The following is a 21,013-nucleotide window of genomic DNA, read 5'->3' as shown; positions in this document are numbered from 1 at the left end:
TGCGCCCCGGAATGACGAACCTCAAAAACTGATCCACAAAAAGCACGCGCCAGAAATCGCGCGTGAAGAATTCTAAAAAGTGTCAAAGCAACCGAAAATCACAAAACCCACCCGCCAGCGGGCGCTGAAAAAGCAGCGCGCCGCAGAAGCCGCGCAAGGCGGCGCGACAGACGACCGCTCCCTTACCCGCGAGAATGTGCTGGCCTTCCTCGCCGAGCATGGCGCTGAAGCCGGCAAGCGCGATCTGGTCAAGCATTTCCGCCTCAAGGGCGCCGAGCGCATCAAGCTCAAGCGCCTCCTGAAGGAGATCGAAAGCGAAGGCCTGATCGAGAAACGGCGCGGCCGTTTCCACCAGCCCGGACATATGCCGTCCGTGATGCTGTGCGACATCACCGGCCGCGACGAGGATGGCGAACTCATCGCCGAGCCCGTCGAATGGGACGAGGAGCATGGCGAGGCACCGCGCATCGTTGTCGCCATGCCGGCGAAGGCGCGTCCCGGCGAACCCGTTCCCGGCGTCGGCGACCGCGTGCTCCTCCGCATCGACGACAAGGGCGAGGGCGAGGACTCCCACACCGGCCGCGTCATCAGGCTGATCGCAAAAAAGCCGCGCCAGACGCTCGGCATCCTGCGCGTCATGCAGGACGGCACGGCGCGTCTCGTGCCCGTCGACAAGAAAGCGCAGGGCCGCGAACTCTTCATCTCGAAGGACCACATCCGCAATGCGACCGACGGCGATCTCGTCGCCGTCACCGTGCTGCGCGAAGGCCGTTTCGCGCGTCCGTCCGCGCGCGTCACCGAACGATTGGGTTCGCTCACGTCGGAACGCACGATCAGCATGGTCGCGATCCATGCGCACGGCCTGCCGCATATCTTTCCGGACACCGTCCTGAAAGAAGCCGAGAGCGCGACGCCCGCGACGATGCGGGATCGCGAGGACTGGCGCGATCTACCGCTGGTGACGATCGATCCCGCTGACGCCAAGGATCACGACGACGCCGTGCATGCGCGGCCCGACGATGATCCGAAAAATAAAGACGGGCATATCGTCACCGTCGCGATCGCCGATGTCGCCGCCTATGTGCGTGCAGGAACGGCGCTCGATCGCGAGGCGCTGATCCGCGGCAACTCCGTCTATTTCCCCGATCGCGTCGTGCCGATGCTGCCGGAGCGATTGTCGAATGATCTCTGTTCGCTCAGGCCCGATGGCGATCGACCGGCGCTCGCCGTGCGCATGACGCTCGACGCGCATGGCCGCAAGCTGCGCCACAGCTTTCATCGAATCATGATGCGCTCGCACGGCAAGCTCGCCTATGAGCAGGCGCAGAGCGCGATCGATGGACGCCCTGATGAGACGACGGGACCGCTGCTCGCCCCCGTGTTGCAGCCGCTCTGGCGCGCCTACGAAACCGCGAAGAAAGCGCGCGATCAGCGCCAGCCGCTCGATCTCGATCTGCCCGAACGCAAGCTCGTCCTGAAGAAGGATGGAACGATCGATCGCGTCATCGTTCCGCAGCGGCTCGAAGCGCATCGCCTCATCGAGGAATTCATGATCCTCGCCAACGTCGCCGCAGCGGAGACGCTGGAGCGCGCCGGCATGCCGCTGATCTATCGCGTGCATGACGAGCCGTCGCTGGAGAAGATGCGCGCGCTCGGAGAGGTGCTTGCGAGTATCGGCATGAAATTGCCGCGCACCGGCGCGCTCAAACCCGAACTGTTCAACGACATCCTCGCTCAGGTGAAAGGCACCGGCAACGCGCCGCTCGTGAACGAGATCGTGCTGCGCAGCCAGGCGCAGGCGGAATACGCCGCCGAGAATTACGGTCACTTCGGCCTGAACCTGCGGCGTTACGCGCATTTCACGTCGCCGATCCGCCGTTACGCCGACCTCATCGTCCATCGCGGACTTCTGACGACACTCGGCGCGCGCGAAGACGGTTTGCCGAAGGATGCGCCACGCGCGCAGCTCGCGGAGATCGCGGCGTCGATCTCCGCGGCGGAACGTCGCGCCGCCGCAGCCGAGCGGGAAACTGTCGATCGACTCATCGCCCATTTCCTCGCCGACCGCATCGGCGCGACCTTCGAGGGACGCATCGGCGGCGTCACGCGCGCCGGCCTGTTCGTGAAGCTCGACGACACCGGCGCTGACGGATTCGTGCCTGCATCCACGCTGGGCGCGGATTTCTACGCCTATGACGAGCAGCGCCATGCGCTCGTCGGCCGCCGCACCGGCGAGAGCTATCGCCTCGGCGATGCGGTTACCGTCAAGCTGGTCGAGGCGCAGCCGGTCGCCGGCGCGCTCCGCTTCGAGATGATCTCGGAGGGGCGGCGTGGAGTCGCGTTGCCCGCCGGCAAGAAACGGATCACAAGCGCGAAGGCCGAAACGCGCAGACCCCAGCGGGCGCGACGCCACGGCCCCACATAAGCGATCGGCGCGACAGGTTCGTCGCGAGAGCCGATCGGGAGCGAACGGCCATGCCGATCACGACGAGTTTTGAATCTGTCGCCGCCGAACCGGCGCGCGATACGCGACGCGCCATGTGGCGCGGCTTCACGGGGCGTTGCCCGAAATGCGGCGAGGGCCGGCTGTTCGGACGCTTCCTCAAGGTCGTGCCCGCCTGCGCGCGCTGCGGCGAGGATATGCATCACCACCGCGCCGACGACTTTCCCGCCTATCTCACCATCGTCATCGTCGGCCACATTGCCGTTGGCGGCCTTGTGTTCGCCGAGACCGAGGCCAACTGGCCCCTCTGGCTGCATGTCGCGCTGTGGCCGACGCTGGCGCTCATCCTCAGCATCGGGCTCCTGCAGCCGATCAAGGGCGCCGTGGTTGGTTTGCAGTGGGCCTTGCGCATGCACGGCTTTGGGCGAAAGAACGTCCTCGACGAAGGACGATAGATTGCACCCATGAGCGTCAGCGCCGCGCCTGTAATGACGGAAACGCCTCAGGAGCGGAGCTGGCCCTATGTCAGGCCGAAGAACGCGGCGACGCTCATTCTCATCGACAGGACGAAGAAGACGCCGACCGTCCTCATGGGCAAGCGCCATGGCGGCCACAAATTCATGCCGGGCAAATTCGTTTTCCCCGGCGGCCGTCTTGAACCGGGCGACCGCAGGATGCCGGCGTCCGGCGCGCTGCATGAGATCGATGAGCGCCGCCTGAGCCAGCATGTGACGAAGCCGAGCGTGACGCTCGCCCGCGCGCTTGCCATGGCGGCGATCCGCGAGACCTTCGAGGAGACAGGCCTGCTGATCGGCGAGAAGGAGTATGGCGCGCCGGAAGCCGTCCCCGAAGGCCCCTGGGAGAAGTTTCGGGAGCTTGGCGTGTTTCCGACGCTGGAGCCGCTGCATTTCGTCTCACGCGCGATCACCCCGACCAATCGCCCGAAGCGCTTCGACACGCGATTCTTCGCCGTCGACGCCGAAGCCATCTGCGAGCGGATCGAAGGCGTCGTCGGCCCCGATTCGGAACTGACGGAACTCGTCTGGATTCCGCTCCCCGAGGCGAAGACCCTCGACCTGCCGCCGATCACCCAAGTCGTGCTGAAGGAGCTTGGCGCGCGGATCGACGCCGGTTTCGGCCGCCATCTGCCCGTTCCCTTCCGTCAGAAACTGAACGGGAAGTGGAAACAGGTGATGCTCTGATGGGTCTCGGGAGCCCGTTTCCCTTGACGCCGCGGCCGTTCTAGAGCACAGGACAGCCAGATTTTGGCCGGTCCCACGACCGGCCTTTTGTCATGATGGCGCGGGTTCGCCCCGCCCCTGCCCGGAGCTGAGAACCATGGCCAAGGCCGTCACCCTCAAGATCAAGCTCGTGTCGAGCGCCGACACTGGCTTCTACTACGTCGCCAAGAAGAACTCGCGCACGATGACCGACAAGATGGTCAAGAAGAAGTACGACCCGGTCGCGCGCAAGCACGTCGAATTCCGCGAAGCCAAGATCAAGTAAGGCTTCGGGCGATCGAAGGATCGCGCTGTCGGAAAGAAAAAGGCGCTCCCCTGAGCGCCTTTTTTATTGCCTCGTTTTGGATTGCGGAGATGGCGGACCCGGGCGGGTCAAGGAGGCCACCTCAACCTCGCCCGGGCCGCCGGCCTCACGAAACAGTCAGGAGATGCGGCGGACCTGAGCATTCCGTTCGGCGATCTGCGCGGTCAATCCCGCACCGCAACCGAACAATCAGGCTAAGCTGAGTCGCCGGAGAAGCAAATGCGCCCGGCGGCGGCTCAGCGGACGGCCGCAACATCAGGCGATTCCTTGAGAAAATCGATGAAGGCGCGCAGCGCCGGCGGGGTCTGCCGGCGGCTGGGATAATAGAGATGGAAGCCCGCGAAAGGCGGCGACCAGTCCTCCAGGAGACGCACGAGCCTGCCCGCCTCGACCCATCGTTTCGTGGCGTCATCGAAGAGATAGGCGAGCCCGACCCCGTCCAGCGCGGCGCGCAGCGCCACCTCCGCCTCGTTGACGATCAGCGGCCCCTCGACCGCCGCCTCCAACTTCTCCTCGCCGCGCTCAAACTCCCAGCGATAGAAGCTGCCGTCCGTCGGCCAGCGGAAATTGATGCAGCGATGCCGGCGCAGATCGCGCGGCGTCTCGGGCGCGCCGTGCGTGGCGAGATAAGCCGGCGATGCGACGACGGTCATCCTGAGATCGCCGCCGACCCTGGTCACCACCATGTCCTTCTCGACCATCTCGCCAAGGCGGATGCCTGCGTCGAAGCGTCCGGCGACGATGTCGATGAGCCGGTCGTCGACCACAAGATCGAGCGTGATGTCGGGATAAGCTCGGTGGAACGGCCCGATCAGCGGCGCGAGATAATGGATCGCGGCAAGCCGCGACGCGCTGATCCTCAGCGTCCCCGAGGGAACGCCGCCAGAGCTTCTGACATCGGCGACGGCCGCATCGAGATCGGCGAAAGCCGGCAGCAGCCGTTCGAGAAGCCGCGCCCCGGCCTCGGTCGGCGCGACGCTGCGCGTGGTGCGATTGAGCAGCCGGACGCCGAGCCGCTCCTCCAGCGCCCGAATGGTCTGGCTCAGCGCGGAGGGCGACACGCCGAGTTGGGCGGCGGCGCGGGCGAATCCGCCATGCTCGGTGATCGCCGCGAAAGCCCTGAGTTCGGCATGTTCGCTGCCGCGCATTCTATATCCCTGGCTTAATGACGCATGCAGATCATAGCAGATTATCTCAACAGCGGCGGCGGCTCATGTGGTGTCCAACGGAGGACAGACATGACCCGCACGACTTCTCTTGATCACTACCGCCTGCTTGGCCGCTCCGGCCTGCGCGTCTCCCCGCTCGCTCTCGGCGCGATGACTTTCGGCGCCGACTGGGGCTGGGGCGCGGAGGCCGACGAGGCTCGCCGCATCTTCGATGCCTATGTCGATCGCGGCGGCAATTTCATCGACACCGCCAACCAGTACACCAACGGCTCATCGGAGCGCCTGCTCGGCGAATTTCTCGGCGAGAAGCGCGATCGGCTTGTCGTCGCGACGAAATACACACTGGCGACGCGCGAGCGCGATCCGAATTCGGGGGGCAATCACCGCCGCAGCATGGTGCGCTCCGTCGAGGACAGCCTGAAGCGTCTTCGCACCGACTATATCGACCTGCTCTATCTCCACGCCTGGGACTTCACGACGCCCGTCGATGAAGTGCTGCGCGCGATGGACGACCTCGTGCGCGCCGGCAAGCTCGTCTATGTCGGCGTGTCCGACATCCCGGCCTGGCAGGTCTCGCGCATGCAGACCATCGCCGATCTGCGCGGCTGGTCGCCGCTCATTGCGCTGCAGATCGAATATAATCTGATCGAGCGCACCGTCGAACGCGATCTCATCCCGATGGCGCGCGAGATGGGTCTTGGCGTCATCCCGTGGTCTCCGCTCGCGAGCGGCGTGCTCACGGGCAAATATTCGCGCGCCGATCTCGACGCCGGCTCCGGCGTCGGCGAACCGACCGGAACGCGCAAGAATGTCGCCGCGGCGCAGAACTCCTTGCACGCGCGCGGTCTCGCCATCGCTGATGTGGTGAAGGAGGTCGCGGCGGAAATGGGCAAGACGCCGGCGCAGACGGCGCTCGCCTGGACGCTGCGCAATCCCGCCGTCACGGCGCCGATCATCGGCGCGCGCACGCTGAAGCAGCTTGAAGACAATCTCGGCGCGCTGGACGTCGAATTCAGCGACGCGCAGGCGAAGAAGCTCGATCAGACGAGCGCGATCGAACTCGGCTTCCCCCATGAGATGCTGATGCGTCCGATGACGCAGGCCGTCGTATTCGGCGGCATGAAGATCGAGCAGCGATTGTAAAAAGTCGGAGCGCGAAAACGCGTCCTCAGGCGGCCGCGCGGATCACCCGGTTGCGGCCGTCGCTTTTCGCCCTGTAGAGCGCCTCGTCGGCGCGCTTCAGGAGATCGGTCGGCGTCTCGTCATAGCGCGAGAGATGCGCGACGCCGATCGACACCGTCACCGGAATCTGGCGCGCGCCGCGATTGACAGCGAATGGACCGCTTTCCACCTTCTGGCGGATGCGCTCCGCCACCAAGGCCGCGACCTCGTCGCTCGTCTCAGGGGAGACGATCACGACCTCCTCGCCGCCGAAACGCACCAGCACGTCATCGCCGCGCACGCAGGAGCGCACGCGCTTGGCGAAGGCCTTCAACACTTCATCGCCGGCGTCATGGCCGAAGGTGTCGTTGATCGACTTGAAGCGATCGATGTCGAGCACCAGCACGGACATCGGCTTCGCCTCCATCCGCGCCTGATCGAACAGCTTCGGCATCTGGCGGTCGAAATAGCGGCGATTGTGCAGGCCCGTGAGCTGATCGAGCACCGCGGCTTCCATAGAGGTCGCGACGGTCGAGCGCAGCCGTTCGGCATAGCGCGTATTGCGGATCTGCGTGCGCGTGCGCGCGAGCAATTCGTTGCGATCGATCGGGCGCAGCAGAAAATCCTGCACGCCGATGTCGAGACCTCGCAACAGGCGCTGACGATCCTCGGGCTCGCCGATCATCAGTGTGCCCATATGGCGCGTGCGCTCCAGCGACAGGAACTGGCTGAGCAGCCGCAGACCGTCGAAATTCGACAGGCCGAGGCTCACAATCGCGAGATCGAATCCTTCCTCGACGGCGCGGAACACCGCCTGCTGCGGATTGCTCTCGACGACCACCTCATAGCGCGCCGACAGCGTGGTCGAGATGCGCTCCGCAGCCGAGGCGCGGTCCTCGACGACAAGCACGCGGCCGGACAATCCGGTCTCCGCCGCAGCCGCCGACAGCGGATCGCCGAGGCCATAGCTCTGGGTCATCTGCGCGCGGTTGCGCAATTCGTCCACCGACTGCTTCAGGCGCGCAAGGCTGCGCACGCGCGCCAGCAGCGCGATTTCGTCGATTGGCTTGGTGAGAAAATCATCAGCGCCGGCGTCGAGCCCGCGCACCCGATCGCTCGGCTGGTCGAGCGCCGTCACCATGACGATCGGAATATGCGTTGTGGCGGGATCAGATTTCAGCCGCGAGCAGGCCTGGAATCCGTCCATGCCCGGCATCATCACGTCGAGCAGCACGACGTCGCACTGGCCCTTCTCGCAGATCGCAAGCGCATCGAGCGCGTTGGTCGCGGTCAGGACCTCGTAATATTCGGCGCTGAGCCTCGCCTCGAGCAGGCGCAAATTCGGAAAGAGATCATCAACGACCAGCACGCGGCCCGTCATCACGCAACTCCACCCACTACGATCCCCTGGGCCTAACGCCCCCGAAAAACACTGCGCCCGGAAAACTCAACGCCCCAAGAAATTCCGCACCACTTCGACGAACTTCACCACCGAGATCGGCTTGGAGAGGTAGGCTTCGCAACCGCCCTCGCGAATCCGCTCCTCGTCGCCTTTCATTGCGAACGCCGTGATGGCGATCACGGGAATCTTCTTCAACTCTTCATCCGCCTTCAGCCACCGGGTCACTTCGAGCCCGGAAACCTCCGGCAACTGGATGTCCATGAGAATCAGATCGGGCTTCTTTGATCGCGCGATCTCCACCGCCTCGACGCCATTCGCCGTCTTCAGCGTCTGATACCCATGCGCTTCCAGCAGATCGTTGAAGAGCTTCATATTGAGCTCGTTGTCCTCAACGATCAGAACGGTCTTGGCCATCACCTTAGAGCCTGTTTGGGAATTCGGATGGGGCTGCGCTGCAGCCGATTTTCGTCGCTCCGGCAGGAGCCCGATCGAAGGGCGTACAGGCCGCACGGCCGAGATCGGCGACGAACCGGGGGGCGAAAAGCGGCGCAGCCCTTCGGGTTGAGCGGCGAGCGGCGGCTGATGCGTCAGAAGGCTCGCCAATGTCGAAAGACATTGGCTGCGCCTCCCTCCTGTCATCCGCTCGCTCGTCGCTCAACGCAGCCTCCATCCCAATTCCCAAACAGGCTCTGACCCTCGGCAAAAGGCCAACGCCGCTTGCCCGCCACCTCTAGCAACGACATCTTGATGAATAGCAAACCGCATCGCAGAAACTCCGTTGTCGATTTATAAACCATCCCGACCCGACGCCGAAGCGCTGGCCATCGTGGCGCTCGGCTGGCTCGCCGCCGACGGCGAGCGTCTCGGCCGTTTTCTCGCGCTGACCGGTCTCGAACCCTCTGAAATCAGGCAGATTGCCGGCGAACCCGGCTTTCTCGGCGCCGTGCTCGACCATCTCCTGAAAGACGAAACCGAGCTCCAGGCTTTCGCCGCCGACCAGGGGATCGATCCTGCGACGGTCGCACAGGCGCGGTCCCGCCTGCCCGGCGCTTCCGATATCCACAGCTGATTCCCCGCCGGCCGGCCAGTTGACGCCCGTGGAAAGCGGCGCGACCGATGGGCGGGGACGACTCGTGATGCGCTTCCTCTGCCGCGACTGCCTGACCGATGCCGAAGCCGCGTCGCTTCGGCGCTGCCCGTCCTGCGGCGGACCCCGGCTCATTTCACATGCGGAGCGCGACCAGCTCGCGATCGCCCATATCGATTGCGACGCTTTCTACGCCACGATCGAGAAGCGCGACGATCCGGGCCTGCGCAACAAGCCCGTGATCGTCGGCGGCGGCAAGCGCGGCGTCGTCTCGACCTGCTGCTACATCGCCCGCACGTTTGGCGTCCGCTCGGCCATGCCGATGTTCAAAGCGCTCGCCGCCTGCCCCGACGCCATCGTCATCAAACCCAACATGGAGAAGTATGTCGCGGTCGGCCGCGAGGTGCGCCGCCTGATGCTTGAGCTGACGCCGATGGTGCAGCCGTTGTCCATCGACGAGGCTTTCCTCGATCTCGAAGGCACGCAGGAGCTGCACAAGGCGCCGCCGGCCCGCGTGCTCGCCGCCTTCGCGCGGCGCGTCGAGAAGGAGCTGGCGATCACCATTTCGGTCGGCCTGTCCCACAACAAGTTCCTCGCCAAGATCGCCTCCGACCTCGACAAGCCGCGCGGCTTCTCGATCATCGGCCGCGCCGAAACGCTGGATTTCCTCGGGCCGAAGCCGGTCACGATTCTGCCCGGCGTCGGCGCCGCCGCAGCGAAACGGCTTGAACGCGCGGGCGTGAGAAAGATCGCCGATCTGCGCGAACGCGACACGGCGACGCTTCTGCGCGATGTCGGCAATGACGGCTTGAGACTGCGCGCGCTCGCGATGGGGATCGACGAGCGCGTCGTCTCCCCCGAGCGCGACACCAAGACGATCTCGGCCGAAACCACCTTCAACGAGGATATTTCCGATCTCGCGACTTTGAGCCCGATCCTGATGAGGCTGTCGGAGAAAGTGGCGTCGCGCCTGCGCAAGCAGGAATTCGCCGCGCGTTCGGTGACGCTCAAACTGAAGACGGCGCAATTCGATTTGCGCACGCGCACGCGCGGCGGCCTTCCGCCGACGCAGCTGTCGATGCGCATCTATGAAGCGGCGCGCGATCTTCTCGCGCGCGAAATTGACGGCGAGAAATTCCGCCTGATCGGCGTCGGCGCGAGCGATCTTGCGCCTGCGGCGGACGCTGACAAGGGCGATCTCGTCGACACGCAGGTCGGCCGCGAGATCGCGCGCGAGACCGCGATCGACAAGCTTAGAGAGAAATTCGGCAGCGCAGCAATCCAGCGCGGCGCGGTGTTCGACGCGAGGAAGCGCTAACGGCTTACTTGCACTCAGCCGCCGGCTTGCTGAAATCGAGCCGCGCGAGGTCGCCTTTGAGAACCAGGCTGCCATAGTCGAGCTTGAGGTTCCTGCTGACGCCGTTCTCGTAAAGCTCCATCGAGATCACATAAGCCGGATTCTGGTCGGGATTGCCGATCTTGTAATAGCTGATCGTCACCGGCCAGCTTCGCGCCTGCTGCAGCGCCGGAACACGCGCGCTGTCCTCGATCGTTTCGTCAGGCTTATGCGTGATCGGCGCGCCGATGACGGCGAAAGTGTCGTAGATCGCCTGGCCCTCGTCGGAGCCGTCATAGGTGCGGACGGACAGCGTGTTCTGTCCGGCTTCCGCGGCCTCGATCAGCGCGCGCGTATGGAAGGTCGGGAACATCACCTTCTCCGGCAGCTTGACGCTGTCGGTCTTGGGCTTGGTGAGTTGCACCGCGAGCACGCCGTCGCGCGTCTGCGTCCGGCCGGCCGCGCTCGGCTGATCCTCGCGATTGACGCTGCGATCGATCTGGAAACGATAGCCCTTTCCTTCCGCCTCCTCGAAGCTGGAGGAGCGAACATCGAGAAGGCGCGAACCGGCTTCGCTCGACTGCATCTCGACCACCTGCCGGAAGCTTGACGAATATCCTTCGCAGACCGAGCCATTGACCTCGAACACGATGCGGCCACGCGCATCGTCAACGCCCTTCATGTCTCCGGCTTTGACCAGACTGAGATCGTACACTGCGCGATGGGGCGCAAGCACGATCGGCGTCGCGGCGAAAGCGGGAGTGGCGAGCGCGCAGGCGAGCGCGGCGGCGGAGAAAGAGCGAAGCAGCATGGGCAAATAAGATGACGACGGGTTTCCGCCGTCAATTGCCCGATTAAATCCGTCCGAACGATGGCTGAACCGCGGCGCCCCGCGGGAGCGCTTGCCTCGGCCTGCCGATCCGGGCGATGAAGCGCCGCATCCGCCCCCTTCCGCGAGAACATCCCATGAGCGCCGTCGAAGACAATCTGGCCCGAGAGGGCGTGATCCTGCCGACCCCCGCCGCGGCCGTCGCCAACTATGTCGCCGCCGTGATCACCGGCCAGCTTCTCGTGATTTCAGGCCAACTCGCCTTCGGCCCCGGCATGAAGATCGCCGACGCCCACAAGGGCAAGCTCGGCGAGAGCGTGTCGATCGAGGACGGCCAGGCGGCCGCGCGCGCCTGCGCCATCAATGTGCTGGCGCAGGCGAAGGCGGCGCTCGGCGGCGATCTCGACCGCATCAAGCGCTGCGTGCGTCTCGGCGGCTTCATCAACGCCCTGCCCGACTTCAATTCGCTGCCGCAGGTGATGAACGGCGCGTCCGATCTCATGGTGATGGCGCTCGGCGAGGCCGGTCGCCATGCGCGCACCACGGTCGGCGTGGCGCAGCTCCCGATGGATTGCGCTGTCGAGGTCGAGGCGATGTTCGAGATCGTGCGATGACGGCGGCAGCGGCGCTCGTCGCGCAGCCGGTCGCCCATCGCGGCCTGCATGATCGCGCCGCCGGCGTCATCGAGAACACGCTGGGCGCGGCCAAGGCGGCGATCGCGAAAGGTTTCGCCATCGAATGCGACGTGCAGTGGACTGCGGACGGCGAAAGCGTCGTCTTCCATGACTTCGCGCTCGACAGGCTGACTGAAGCCAAGGGCAAGGTCGCGGAGAAAACCGCCGCCGAACTCGCCGGCGTTGTCATGAAGGACACGAGCGATCGCATCCCGAAGCTGCAGGACCTGCTCGACCTCATCGCAGGCAAGGTCCCGCTGGTCTGCGAGATCAAGAGCGCATTCACGGGCGATCCCAGGCTGACGCGCCGCACGGCGGAGGTTCTGCTCGGATATTCCGGCCCGGTCGGGATCAAGTCGTTCGATCCGGCCGTGGTGATCGAGGCGAAGAAGCTCGTTGGCGGGCGCATCCCCTGCGGCGTCATCGCCATGCAGGAATACAATTACGCCGACTATGATGGCCTCGACGCGACGGAAAAGCGCGCCCTGGCGAACCTCCTCCATTTCGAGCAGTCGCGTCCGGACTTCATCTCATGGAAGGTGAACGATCTCCCCTCGGCCGCGCCATTCCTGTGTCGCAAGGCGCTGGGCCTGCCCGTGATGACCTGGACCGTCCGGACGCCCGAGGAGCGCGCGCTTGCAGCTGCCCACGCTGATCAGATGGTTTTCGAGGGCTTTGTCCCCTGAGCAGAATCGCCGCGTTGCACAATCGCGCGGCGACCTTATTCTATCCCGCGTGCTTCGCGATCCTGCGGCTCCAGCCCTTTCCGACCTGACGATCAAGATCGCCTCCTCGCTGAAGGCGGTCGATGCGGCGGTGTGGGACGCCTGCGCCAACCCCGCGCCGCTTGAATCAAAATCTGAACAAGCGGATTCCGTTTGTGAGCCGAACGAATACAACCCCTTCGTCTCGCACGCCTTTCTCTCCTCGCTTGAAGACTCGCGTTCGGCTGTGGCGCGGACCGGCTGGAAGCCAGCGCATGTCCTGGTCGAGGATCACGCTGGCGCGCTGATCGCAGCCTGCCCGGCCTACCTCAAGTCGCACAGCCAGGGCGAATATGTCTTCGACCATGGCTGGGCGGACGCCTTCGCCAACGCCGGCGGCGAATATTATCCGAAGCTGCAGGTCAGCGTGCCCTTCACGCCGGCGACCGGCCGGCGGCTGCTGGTGAAGCCCGGCGCGACGGCGCCTGTCGCGCGCGATGCGCTGGTCGCCGGTCTGCGCGCGGCGCGCGAGCAGCTTGGCGCGTCATCGATCCATGTCACTTTCCTGACGAAGGGCGAATGGGACGATCTCGGCGCGCACAATTTCCTGCTGCGCACCCACCAGCAATTCCACTGGACCAACGCCGGCTATCGGACCTTCGATGAATTCCTCGCCGCGCTCGCCTCGCGCAAGCGCAAGGCGATCAATCGCGAGCGGCGCGACGCGGTCGCCAACGGAATCACCATCGAGCGGCTGACCGGGGCCGATCTCACCGAACGCGTCTGGGACGATTTCTTCCGCTTCTACATGGACACCGGCGGACGCAAATGGGGCCGCCCCTATCTCACGCGCGAATTCTATTCCCTCGTCGGCGTGCGCATGGCGAAAGATATTGTGCTGGTGATGGCGAAGCGCGCCGGCCGATACATCGCCGGCGCCATCAACTTCGTTGGCTCGGATGCGCTTTACGGGCGGCACTGGGGCTGCATCGAGCATCACCCGTTCCTGCATTTCGAGGTCTGCTACTATCAGGCCATCGACGAGGCGATCGCCCGCGGGCTGCGACGCGTCGAGGCCGGCGCGCAAGGCGAACACAAGCTGGCGCGCGGCTATCTCCCTGTCGAAACCTATTCCGCCCACGACATCGCCCATCCCGGTCTGCGTCGCGCAGTGGCCGACTATCTCGCGCGCGAGCGCCGGCATGTCTCCGCGGCGATCGAGGAATACGGCGAGTACGCGCCGTTCCGCCGCGACGGCGGCGCAACGGCGCAGCCTGTCGACGAAGACTGAGACAGGGCGCCGCACTTTCTTCCGCAAGGGAACAAATGACATCTGGGCGCCTTAATTGGCGCCGACGTTTGTGGCCGGGGCCGGCGGAGACCGGGCGCCGCGCATGTCCGGTCGCTCAGAAGTGGGAAGGAAGCTCAATGCAGAGAAGAGATTTCATCAAACTCTTCGGCCTTGCGGCCGCCGCGATGGGAACAGCCGGCCTCGTCATGTCGCCTGCGCAAGCCGCAACCGTGGTCGCCGATGCGCCACTCGGTGCGAAGCAGCCCGCCGACGAAGTTCTGGCGGAGATGATCAAGAGCGAATCCGGCGAAGGCGTATTCGCCCGTTACTGGCGTCGCCGACGTTATTGGCGCCGCAGGCGCTATTGGCGTCGCAGGGTCTGGCGCCGCCGCCGCTGGTGAGGCGAACGACTTGAGCACTCCGGTCCGCCATGCGGGCCGGAGTTTTCGTCTGGAGCAGCAAGGCGCCAACCATGTGCGCGCGCGCACTTCCAACGGACGCGCCGCAGAGAAAGATCGAAGTTGCGGAGTTGTCCGCGGAGGAGCAACCTCGCCTCGCGCGGACCGGTCACCAACAGCGTTAACGCATGAAAGGATTGCGACATGGAACGACGTGAGTTCCTCAAGATGTTCGGCCTCGGGGCCGTTGCGGTCGGCGCCGCCGCCGTAACGATGTCGCCGGCGCAGGCCGCATCCGCGCTGACGAACGCGCCGGCTTCGGGCGCCGAGCCCGTGTCGGTCGACAGCTTCATCAAGGATCTCGCCGAAGCGAATGGCGACAAGGGCGAGTTCGCTCAGTACTATTTCTATCGCCGCCGCTACTATCGCCCGCGCTACTACGTGCGCCGTCGCCGTTGCTGGCTGCGCGCGACCCCCTGGGGCTGGCGCCGCGTCTGCTCCTGGTGATTTCGGCGTTTCGGCTGATAGCTTGACCCTGCGCATCCGGCTTGCCAGATCAATCCCGGCAAGCCGGAGCGCGAAATGACCGCCTACGATCCCCAGAACGTCTTCGCGAAAATCCTGCGCGGCGAACTGCCCTGCGAAAAGCTTTACGAAGACGATCACACCTTCGCTTTCATGGACATCATGCCGCGCGGCGACGGGCATTGCCTCGTCATTCCGAAGTCGCCGGCGCGCACCATCATCGACATCGGCGCGGACTCGCTCGGACATCTCGCGCGCAGCGTGCAGATCGTCGCGCGCGCCGCGAAATCAGGCATGCAGGCCGATGGCCTGACCATCCTGCAGTTCAATGAAAGCGCTGGCGGACAGGTGGTCTTTCACATCCATGTCCATATCATTCCGCGCTGGACGGGCGTCGAGCTGAAGCCGCACACGGGCGACATGGCGCCGAAGGAAACGCTCGTCGCGCACGCCGCGAAAATCCGCGCCGCGCTTTCCGCCTAATCGCTACACCAACGCCGCGCCGATCATCAGCGCGGCGACGCCCGCCATCCAGCCGACAAGCACGCGCGCGCCGCTGATTTTCCACACGATGGCGGCGAACAAGAGCGCGCCAAATCTCAGCGCGATTGGCGCGCTCGCGAGAACGCCTGACGGCGAAATGAGAAGCTGCGCCACGACGCCGGCGACGAGGCATGTCGCGACATGGCGAATCCAGGCGAAGAAAGGCGAGCCGTCATCGAGCCGCGACGTCGCGAACACCGCGATCCAGCGCCACACGCCGTTCGGAATCACCGCCGCCACGATCATCGCGCCGAGGAAGCCAAGATTTGCGATCGCCGCGTTCATGCCGCGGCCTTCCGCGCATATTCGCGCCGCTCCCACAGGAACGCGATGGTGCCGCCAATCACGCCGGTGAGAAACAGCGCCGCCGCTGATCCGAGAAACAGGCCAAGTGCGGCGGTGAGCGCAAAGCCGCAACCGATCGCGATCCAATCGGCGCGCAGGCGCGCGCCTGCGATCAGCGACAGGGTGAAGAAGACCGGCGTCATGAACAGCAGCCCAGCGCCGATCGCCTTCGGCGCCTCGCCGGCGAGCAGGTAACCAAGCGCAGTCGTTAACGATGCGGTCGCGCAGCAGGCGAAAGCCAGTCCGAAGAAATAGGGCCGCCTCTTCTCCGCCGGCAGATTGGGAAGCCGCCGCATCGATTCCACCCACACCGTCACCGCGATGAAGTGCGAGGCGAGCAGCAGCGTCGCGCGCGATGGATTTCCCGCGCGCAACTGCGGCATCAGCGCCGCCGTCATCGGCAACAACCGCACCGCCGACAAAGTCACGGCGATCGCCGTCGCGGGAAGCGATGCGCCGGCGCCGATCATGCCGAAGAACACCACCTGCGCCGGCCCCGCCCAAACGAGCACCGTCGACAACACCGCGCCGATCAGGGGATAGCCGACATCGCGCGCGAGCGGGCCGACGCCCATCATCGACAGGCCAAGCAGCCAGGCCGGCAATCGCCACGCATCGATCGCGCCGTCGCGAAAGGCGCGCGCCCCGCTTTCGCTCTCCGCCATATCAGCTCACGCTTGCGCCGGCCGGCGCAGCGCCGTGGCGGTGCTGCGGCTTAGCCGAGCCCTCGCGCCGGCTTCAACCGGCGACGGCCGCAGACCTCTCATGCGACCTGCGCTGCGGAGGCAGACAGCCGAGACCGGAAAGCGTCGCGCTCACGGCGTCATCGAGAGGCGTATGCGGCTCGGCACCCAGCGCCGCGACGAGCCTGCGGTTGTCGAGCCGCAGCGGCTCGCGCCAGAGGTAGCGCATCTCGCGCATCTCCCTGAACAGCGTCACGAAGGGCGACGCCAGCGTCAGCAGCTGCCAGGGAAAACGCTTTACCGGCAGCGTCGGATCGCCGGCGACGCGGCGGATCGCGCCGATCATCTCCCGCCCGTCCGCGTCCCAATGCCCAGCGAAATGAAAGCGCGCGAAGGGCTCGAAAGTCTCCTCACGATCGGCGAGCTGCGCCATGGTCTCCGCCACATCGGGCAGATAGGCCCAGGCGTGGCCAACGCCCGCTGCGCCGGGATATGAAATCGAAGTGACCGGCTTGCCGGGTTTCACCAGCCCCTGCGAGAACCAGTTGTTGCCGGGAACGGGACCGAAGAAATCGCCGGCGCGCAGGATGATGGACCGCACGCCCTCTCCTTGCGCCTCGCGCAGCCTCTGTTCCATCTCGACCCGAATGCGGCCTTTGACCGTCATGGGATTCTGCGGCGCGCTTTCCCTCAGCACGGGGAAAGCGTCCGGCCCGTAATTATAGATCGTCCCCGGCAGCAGAATGCGCGCGCCGGTGCGTTTCGCCGCGGCGATCGTGTTCTCGAGCATGGGCAGGACGAGCTTGTCCCAGTCGCGATAGCCCGGAGGATTGACCGCATGGGCGATGAGCGACGCGCCCCGCGCCGCCCGCAGAACGTCATCGGCGTTCATGGCGTCGCCGGCGACCCATTCGATGCGGTCTGATTTCGCCGGCTTCGTCGAGGTCGCGCGGCGCAAGCCGCGAACGGCCCAGCCATGGCGCAGGAGCGCCTGCGCCAGCTCGCCGCCGATTCCGCCTGTCGCGCCAAGGACAAGGGCCAGTTTGTTCGCGCTCATGACTGCGTCTCCAATTTCGATGGGTCGCAATCTGGAGCCGCGCGAGCGCAAAGAAAATTGTCTAATTGAGAACCTATGATATACATATATGTATGGCAGACGCAGCGCCCGGCTGGGAGCTCTATCGGACGCTCCTTGGCGTCCTTCGCGAAGGATCGCTCTCAGGCGCGGCGCGCGCGCTCGGCCTGACCCAGCCCACGGTCGGCCGCCATCTCGATGCGCTGGAGGCGTCGCTCGGCGCGCCTCTCTTCGTCCGCTCCCAGCACGGCGTCGCCCCGACCGATCTCGCGCTGGAGCTCAGGCCCTATGCCGAAGCGCTTCAGGCGAACGCCGACGCGCTCCTGCGCGCCGCCGGCGGGCATGGCGAGGGCGTGCGCGGAACCGTGCGCATCACCGCGAGCGAGATCATCGGCGCCGAAGTGCTGCCGCCGATTATCGCGGCGATGCAGCGGCGATATCCCGATCTCACGGTCGAACTCGTGCTGTCGAACCGCCTCGATGATCTGCTCCAGCGCGAGGCCGACGTCGCCGTGCGCATGACCCCGCCGACGCAGCAGGCGCTCGTCGCGAAGCGCATCGGGGCCATCGAACTCGGCCTCCACGCGCGCCGCGATTATCTCGATCGGCGCGGGACGCCGACAGGTATCGAGGATCTGCGAAACCATCTCGTGCTCGGTTTCGATACCGAGACCGCGTTCATTCGCAGCCTGCGCGAGCGCGGCGTTCCCCTTGATCGCACGATGTTTTCACTCAGAACCGACAGCGATCTCGCGCAGCTCGCCTCGATCCGGGCCGGCTGCGGTATCGGGGTTTGTCAGGTCCCCATCGCCAGACGCGATCCCGCGCTTGTCCGCATTCTCGCGGACGCGTTCACGATCCCGCTCGAAACCTGGATCGTCATGCATGAGAATCTGAGATCAAGCGCGCGCTGCCGGGCGGCCTTCGATGCTCTGGTCGCGGGCCTCGCGGCCCATATCGCCACTCAGGCGGACGAACGCCTTTGAGCATGGCGCGAAAAAGTGGGAACCGGTTTTTCGCAGGAGCCATGCTCAAGTTTTGGAATCGATCACGTTCCCGCACTTTGATTGATTCAATCAAAGTGCGGCGTGATCTAACGCCTGACCTTCTCCTGCAGCGACTTCAGGTCGGCGATGCTTGGCAGCGACTCGCGCAGGTTCGTATAGGCGACGGCGCCGATGAAATAGACCACCACGACGATGATCGGCAGGACGACCCACGCCATCACCTCTTCGTGTCGCCGGCGTCGCAGCCGGCGCTCATATCGTGTGAGAGCCATCTCAGGCTTTCCGCTTCCTTTTCGAACCAGATTCGCCCGTTATTCCCGGACGAGCGGAACCTTCGGCACGGTTCGCACGGGAAGTCCAGACTTCGGCTCCGATGCGGACGCCGGCTTCTTGCGGCCTGACGTCGCGCTCTCGGGCTTCGCCGCTTTCGGCTTGCGGCTCGCCGCCTGGGCGACGTCCTTTTCAGGCTTCGGCGTCGGCGGTCCCGACGGGAAGTCGAAACCGAGCACCTTCGTTCCCTTGATCTCGTCCAGCGTGACCATGACCTTGACCGCGCCGCCATTCTTCAGGCGCCCGAAGAGCACCTCATCGGCGAGCGGCGTCTTGATCGTCTGCTGGATGAGCCGGGCCATCGGCCGCGCGCCCATCGACGCGTCGTAACCGTTGTCGACGAGCCATTCGCGCGCCTCGTCGGTCAGCTCAATCGTCACGTTGCGATCGGCGAGCTGCGCCTCGAGCTGCATGACGAACTTGTCGACCACCTTGGCGACGACCTCGCGCGGCAACTGGCCGAACGAGATCACGGCGTCGAGACGGTTGCGGAACTCCGGCGCGAACAGCCGGTTGATCGCCTCGATGTCGTCGCCCTCCCGCTTCTGCCGCGTGAAGCCGTAAGCGGCCTTGGCGAGATCGGACGCGCCCGCATTCGTCGTCATCACGATGATCACATTGCGGAAATCGACCTGCTTGCCATTATGGTCGGTCAGCTTCCCGTGATCCATGATCTGCAACAGGATGTTGTAGAGATCGGGATGCGCTTTCTCGATTTCGTCGAGCAGCAGCACGCAATGCGGATGCTGGTCGACGCCATCGGTGAGCAGACCGCCCTGATCGAAGCCGACATAGCCGGGCGGCGCGCCGATCAGACGACTGACCGTGTGCCGCTCCATATATTCCGACATGTCGAAGCGGATCAGCTCGACGCCCAGCGCCTTGGCGAGCTGGCGCGCGACCTCGGTCTTGCCGACGCCGGTCGGACCCGCGAACAGATAGGAGCCGATCGGCTTCTCCTGATCGCGCAGGCCGGCGCGCGCGAGCTTGATCGCGGCGCTGATCTTCGAGATCGCGTCATCCTGGCCGTAGACCACGCGCTCCAGCGTCTGCTCGAGGTGCTGCAGCACCTCGGCGTCGTCCTTCGACACGGTCTTCGGAGGAATGCGCGCCATCGTCGCGATGGTGATTTCGATCTCCTTGATGCCGATCGTCTTCTTGCGACGGTTCTCCGGCACCAGCATCTGCGACGCGCCGGTCTCGTCGATCACGTCGATCGCCTTGTCCGGCAGCTTGCGGTCATGGATGTAGCGGGCCGACAATTCCACCGCCGCCTTCACCGCCTCGTTGGTGTAGCGCAGCTTGTGGAATTTCTCGAAGTACGGCTTCAGCCCCTTCATGATCTCGATCGTGTCGGGGATCGAGGGCTCGTTCACATCGATCTTCTGGAAGCGGCGGACGAGCGCCCGGTCCTTCTCGAAGAACTGCCGGAACTCCTTGTAGGTGGTTGAGCCGATGCAGCGCAGCGTTCCCTGCGCCAGCGCCGGCTTGAGCAGGTTCGACGCGTCCATCGCGCCTCCGGAGGTCGCCCCGGCGCCGATCACCGTATGGATCTCGTCGATGAACATGATCGCCTTGGGATGCTGCTCGATCTCCTTCATCACCTGCTTCAGGCGCTCCTCGAAGTCGCCGCGATAGCGGGTGCCGGCGAGCAGCGTGCCCATGTCGAGCGCAAACACTGTCGCGTCCGCGAGCACTTCGGGAACCTCGCCGCGGATGATCTTGCGCGCGAGACCTTCGGCGATGGCGGTCTTGCCGACGCCGGGATCGCCGACCAGCAGCGGATTGTTCTTCTGCCGGCGGCACAGAACCTGGATGACGCGCTGCACCTCGGATTCGCGGCCGATCAGCGGATCGATCTTCCCGGTGCGCGCCTTCTTGTTCAGGTTGACGCAATAGGCGTCGAGCGCGCTTTCCTTCTTCTTCTCCTTGTCATTGTCGCCGGGCGCGTTCTGCCGGTTCTCGCGCTCCTCGTCGGAACCGCGGGGCGTGCGCGGTTCGCTCATGTCGGCGCGCTTGGCGATGCCGTGGCTGATGTAATTCACAGCGTCGTACCGCGTCATCTCCTGCTCCTGCAGGAAGTAGGCGGCGTGGCTTTCGCGCTCGGCGAAGATCGCCACCAGCACATTGGCGCCGGTGACTTCCTCGCGGCCGGACGATTGCACATGGATCACGGCGCGCTGGATCACGCGCTGGAATCCCGCCGTCGGCTTTGAATCGTCGCGACCGTCGGTGACAAGGTTGGCCAATTCCTTGTCGACATATTCGATCAGACTGCGACGCAACGCCTCGATATCGACGTTGCACGCCCGCATCACGGCGGCGGCGTCCTGGTCGTCGATCAGAGCAAGGAGGAGATGTTCGAGCGTCGCATATTCATGCTTTCGCTCATTGGCGAGCGCGAGCGCGCGATGCAGGGCCTGTTCGAGATGTCGGGAAAAAGAAGGCAATGGGTTCTCCGGGGAT

23 protein-coding genes are annotated in these 21,013 nt (G+C 65.1%); 14 read left to right on the top strand and 9 right to left on the bottom strand.

The window, feature by feature from the left end:
* Nucleotides 1-124: 124 nt before the first annotated feature.
* The 4 genes from rnr (at nt 125) to rpmG (ending at nt 3,949) form a co-directional block, all read left to right on the top strand.
* Complete coding sequence (gene rnr / locus L8F45_RS07645; protein ID WP_342363390.1) at nt 125-2,425, top strand: ribonuclease R; 2,301 nt, start codon at nt 125-127, stop codon at nt 2,423-2,425.
* 50 nt (nt 2,426-2,475) lie between these two features.
* Nucleotides 2,476-2,898, top strand: a complete 423-nt coding sequence (locus tag L8F45_RS07640; protein WP_342362283.1) for a DUF983 domain-containing protein — start codon at nt 2,476-2,478, stop codon at nt 2,896-2,898.
* Nucleotides 2,899-2,907: 9 nt separating this feature from the next.
* On the top strand, nt 2,908-3,645 hold the full coding sequence (locus L8F45_RS07635; RefSeq protein WP_342362282.1) for an NUDIX hydrolase: 738 nt from the start codon (nt 2,908-2,910) through the stop codon (nt 3,643-3,645).
* Between the two features lie 136 nt (nt 3,646-3,781).
* A complete protein-coding gene (gene rpmG / locus L8F45_RS07630) occupies nt 3,782-3,949 on the top strand; it encodes a 50S ribosomal protein L33 (RefSeq protein ID WP_342362281.1) in 168 nt (55 codons plus the stop codon).
* A gap of 275 nt (nt 3,950-4,224) precedes the next feature.
* Here rpmG and L8F45_RS07625 read toward each other — a convergent pair whose 3' ends face one another.
* The gene (locus L8F45_RS07625; RefSeq protein WP_342362280.1) at nt 4,225-5,136 is read right to left on the bottom strand and encodes a LysR family transcriptional regulator; all 912 of its coding nucleotides are present in this window, start codon (nt 5,134-5,136) and stop codon (nt 4,225-4,227) included.
* A 90-nt stretch (nt 5,137-5,226) separates the two neighbouring features.
* Here L8F45_RS07625 and L8F45_RS07620 point away from each other — a divergent pair, with 90 nt between their 5' ends.
* Complete coding sequence (locus L8F45_RS07620) at nt 5,227-6,300, top strand: aldo/keto reductase (RefSeq protein ID WP_342362279.1); 1,074 nt, start codon at nt 5,227-5,229, stop codon at nt 6,298-6,300.
* A 25-nt stretch (nt 6,301-6,325) separates the two neighbouring features.
* Here the strand turns inward: L8F45_RS07620 and L8F45_RS07615 are convergent, their stop codons facing one another.
* Both L8F45_RS07615 and L8F45_RS07610 read right to left on the bottom strand, forming a co-directional pair.
* Complete coding sequence (locus L8F45_RS07615) at nt 6,326-7,699, bottom strand: PleD family two-component system response regulator (RefSeq protein WP_342362278.1); 1,374 nt, start codon at nt 7,697-7,699, stop codon at nt 6,326-6,328.
* A gap of 66 nt (nt 7,700-7,765) precedes the next feature.
* Nucleotides 7,766-8,134 carry a response regulator gene (locus L8F45_RS07610; RefSeq protein WP_342362277.1) on the bottom strand — a complete coding sequence of 123 codons (369 nt, stop codon included), beginning with the start codon at nt 8,132-8,134 and terminating at the stop codon, nt 7,766-7,768.
* A 364-nt stretch (nt 8,135-8,498) separates the two neighbouring features.
* Between L8F45_RS07610 and L8F45_RS07605 the strand changes: the two genes are divergently transcribed.
* Nucleotides 8,499-8,789, top strand: a complete 291-nt coding sequence (locus L8F45_RS07605; RefSeq protein ID WP_342362276.1) for a DUF3572 domain-containing protein — start codon at nt 8,499-8,501, stop codon at nt 8,787-8,789.
* A 67-nt stretch (nt 8,790-8,856) separates the two neighbouring features.
* The gene (locus tag L8F45_RS07600) at nt 8,857-10,125 is read left to right on the top strand and encodes a DNA polymerase IV (protein ID WP_342363389.1); all 1,269 of its coding nucleotides are present in this window, start codon (nt 8,857-8,859) and stop codon (nt 10,123-10,125) included.
* A gap of 4 nt (nt 10,126-10,129) precedes the next feature.
* On the opposite strand, the gene L8F45_RS07595 is transcribed toward L8F45_RS07600, so the two are convergent.
* Complete coding sequence (locus L8F45_RS07595; protein ID WP_342362275.1) at nt 10,130-10,954, bottom strand: cell envelope integrity EipB family protein; 825 nt, start codon at nt 10,952-10,954, stop codon at nt 10,130-10,132.
* A gap of 155 nt (nt 10,955-11,109) precedes the next feature.
* On the opposite strand from L8F45_RS07595, the gene L8F45_RS07590 reads away from it, so the two are divergent.
* From L8F45_RS07590 to L8F45_RS07565, 6 genes are all read left to right on the top strand, one after another.
* Nucleotides 11,110-11,586: a RidA family protein gene (locus L8F45_RS07590; RefSeq protein WP_342362274.1), complete on the top strand. Its 477-nt coding sequence runs from the start codon at nt 11,110-11,112 to the stop codon at nt 11,584-11,586.
* Nucleotides 11,583-12,332 (top strand): glycerophosphodiester phosphodiesterase family protein, encoded by a 750-nt coding sequence (locus L8F45_RS07585; protein ID WP_342362273.1) that lies wholly within the window; start codon nt 11,583-11,585, stop codon nt 12,330-12,332. The genes L8F45_RS07590 and L8F45_RS07585 overlap by 4 nt, the downstream gene beginning before the upstream one ends.
* A 49-nt stretch (nt 12,333-12,381) precedes the next feature.
* Complete coding sequence (locus tag L8F45_RS07580) at nt 12,382-13,641, top strand: GNAT family N-acetyltransferase (RefSeq protein WP_342362272.1); 1,260 nt, start codon at nt 12,382-12,384, stop codon at nt 13,639-13,641.
* 137 nt (nt 13,642-13,778) lie between these two features.
* Nucleotides 13,779-14,042, top strand: coding sequence for a twin-arginine translocation signal domain-containing protein (locus L8F45_RS07575; RefSeq protein WP_342362271.1), 264 nt, complete (start codon nt 13,779-13,781; stop codon nt 14,040-14,042).
* Nucleotides 14,043-14,243: 201 nt separating this feature from the next.
* Entirely contained in the window at nt 14,244-14,546 is a 303-nt protein-coding gene (locus L8F45_RS07570; protein ID WP_342362270.1) for a twin-arginine translocation signal domain-containing protein, read from the top strand.
* Nucleotides 14,547-14,621: 75 nt separating this feature from the next.
* Nucleotides 14,622-15,047, top strand: a complete 426-nt coding sequence (locus tag L8F45_RS07565; RefSeq protein ID WP_342362269.1) for an HIT family protein — start codon at nt 14,622-14,624, stop codon at nt 15,045-15,047.
* A gap of 3 nt (nt 15,048-15,050) precedes the next feature.
* Here the strand turns inward: L8F45_RS07565 and L8F45_RS07560 are convergent, their stop codons facing one another.
* The 3 genes from L8F45_RS07560 to L8F45_RS07550 form a co-directional block, all read right to left on the bottom strand.
* Entirely contained in the window at nt 15,051-15,392 is a 342-nt protein-coding gene (locus L8F45_RS07560; protein ID WP_342362268.1) for an AzlD domain-containing protein, read from the bottom strand.
* The gene (locus tag L8F45_RS07555) at nt 15,389-16,117 is read right to left on the bottom strand and encodes an AzlC family ABC transporter permease (protein ID WP_342362267.1); all 729 of its coding nucleotides are present in this window, start codon (nt 16,115-16,117) and stop codon (nt 15,389-15,391) included. The genes L8F45_RS07560 and L8F45_RS07555 overlap by 4 nt, the downstream gene beginning before the upstream one ends.
* 73 nt (nt 16,118-16,190) lie before the next feature.
* Nucleotides 16,191-17,192 (bottom strand): NAD-dependent epimerase/dehydratase family protein, encoded by a 1,002-nt coding sequence (locus L8F45_RS07550; RefSeq protein WP_342362266.1) that lies wholly within the window; start codon nt 17,190-17,192, stop codon nt 16,191-16,193.
* Between the two features lie 92 nt (nt 17,193-17,284).
* Between L8F45_RS07550 and L8F45_RS07545 the strand changes: the two genes are divergently transcribed.
* Complete coding sequence (locus L8F45_RS07545) at nt 17,285-18,196, top strand: LysR family transcriptional regulator (protein WP_342362265.1); 912 nt, start codon at nt 17,285-17,287, stop codon at nt 18,194-18,196.
* Nucleotides 18,197-18,303: 107 nt separating this feature from the next.
* Here L8F45_RS07545 and L8F45_RS07540 read toward each other — a convergent pair whose 3' ends face one another.
* Together L8F45_RS07540 and clpA are read right to left on the bottom strand one after the other, a co-directional pair.
* On the bottom strand, nt 18,304-18,489 hold the full coding sequence (locus L8F45_RS07540) for a hypothetical protein (RefSeq protein ID WP_342362264.1): 186 nt from the start codon (nt 18,487-18,489) through the stop codon (nt 18,304-18,306).
* A gap of 39 nt (nt 18,490-18,528) precedes the next feature.
* Nucleotides 18,529-20,997, bottom strand: a complete 2,469-nt coding sequence (clpA, locus tag L8F45_RS07535) for an ATP-dependent Clp protease ATP-binding subunit ClpA (RefSeq protein WP_342362263.1) — start codon at nt 20,995-20,997, stop codon at nt 18,529-18,531.
* Between the last annotated feature and the right edge of the window lie 16 nt (nt 20,998-21,013).

Source organism: Terrirubrum flagellatum (assembly GCF_022059845.1).
In the GTDB taxonomy this organism is placed as follows: domain Bacteria; phylum Pseudomonadota; class Alphaproteobacteria; order Rhizobiales; family Beijerinckiaceae; genus Terrirubrum; species Terrirubrum flagellatum.
The sequence above is the reverse complement of the archived record's forward strand: the minus strand, read 5'-3'. Positions and strand labels throughout refer to the sequence as shown.

Bases quoted from the DNA above. Each gene is read 5' to 3' on its own strand.
- rpmG (WP_342362281.1), top strand. From the start codon at position 3,782: ATGGCCAAGGCCGTCACCCTCAAGATCAAGCTCGTGTCGAGCGCCGAC.
- L8F45_RS07540 (WP_342362264.1), bottom strand. From the start codon at position 18,489: ATGGCTCTCACACGATATGAGCGCCGGCTGCGACGCCGGCGACACGAA.
- L8F45_RS07595 (WP_342362275.1), bottom strand. From the start codon at position 10,954: ATGCTGCTTCGCTCTTTCTCCGCCGCCGCGCTCGCCTGCGCGCTCGCC.
- L8F45_RS07550 (WP_342362266.1), bottom strand. From the start codon at position 17,192: ATGAGCGCGAACAAACTGGCCCTTGTCCTTGGCGCGACAGGCGGAATC.
- L8F45_RS07570 (WP_342362270.1), top strand. From the start codon at position 14,244: ATGGAACGACGTGAGTTCCTCAAGATGTTCGGCCTCGGGGCCGTTGCG.
- L8F45_RS07620 (WP_342362279.1), top strand. From the start codon at position 5,227: ATGACCCGCACGACTTCTCTTGATCACTACCGCCTGCTTGGCCGCTCC.
- L8F45_RS07555 (WP_342362267.1), bottom strand. From the start codon at position 16,117: ATGGCGGAGAGCGAAAGCGGGGCGCGCGCCTTTCGCGACGGCGCGATC.
- L8F45_RS07615 (WP_342362278.1), bottom strand. From the start codon at position 7,699: ATGACGGGCCGCGTGCTGGTCGTTGATGATCTCTTTCCGAATTTGCGC.
- L8F45_RS07575 (WP_342362271.1), top strand. From the start codon at position 13,779: ATGCAGAGAAGAGATTTCATCAAACTCTTCGGCCTTGCGGCCGCCGCG.
- L8F45_RS07560 (WP_342362268.1), bottom strand. From the start codon at position 15,392: ATGAACGCGGCGATCGCAAATCTTGGCTTCCTCGGCGCGATGATCGTG.
- L8F45_RS07590 (WP_342362274.1), top strand. From the start codon at position 11,110: ATGAGCGCCGTCGAAGACAATCTGGCCCGAGAGGGCGTGATCCTGCCG.
- L8F45_RS07565 (WP_342362269.1), top strand. From the start codon at position 14,622: ATGACCGCCTACGATCCCCAGAACGTCTTCGCGAAAATCCTGCGCGGC.
- L8F45_RS07635 (WP_342362282.1), top strand. From the start codon at position 2,908: ATGAGCGTCAGCGCCGCGCCTGTAATGACGGAAACGCCTCAGGAGCGG.
- L8F45_RS07625 (WP_342362280.1), bottom strand. From the start codon at position 5,136: ATGCGCGGCAGCGAACATGCCGAACTCAGGGCTTTCGCGGCGATCACC.
- L8F45_RS07585 (WP_342362273.1), top strand. From the start codon at position 11,583: ATGACGGCGGCAGCGGCGCTCGTCGCGCAGCCGGTCGCCCATCGCGGC.
- L8F45_RS07600 (WP_342363389.1), top strand. From the start codon at position 8,857: ATGCGCTTCCTCTGCCGCGACTGCCTGACCGATGCCGAAGCCGCGTCG.
- L8F45_RS07640 (WP_342362283.1), top strand. From the start codon at position 2,476: ATGCCGATCACGACGAGTTTTGAATCTGTCGCCGCCGAACCGGCGCGC.
- L8F45_RS07545 (WP_342362265.1), top strand. From the start codon at position 17,285: ATGGCAGACGCAGCGCCCGGCTGGGAGCTCTATCGGACGCTCCTTGGC.
- L8F45_RS07610 (WP_342362277.1), bottom strand. From the start codon at position 8,134: ATGGCCAAGACCGTTCTGATCGTTGAGGACAACGAGCTCAATATGAAG.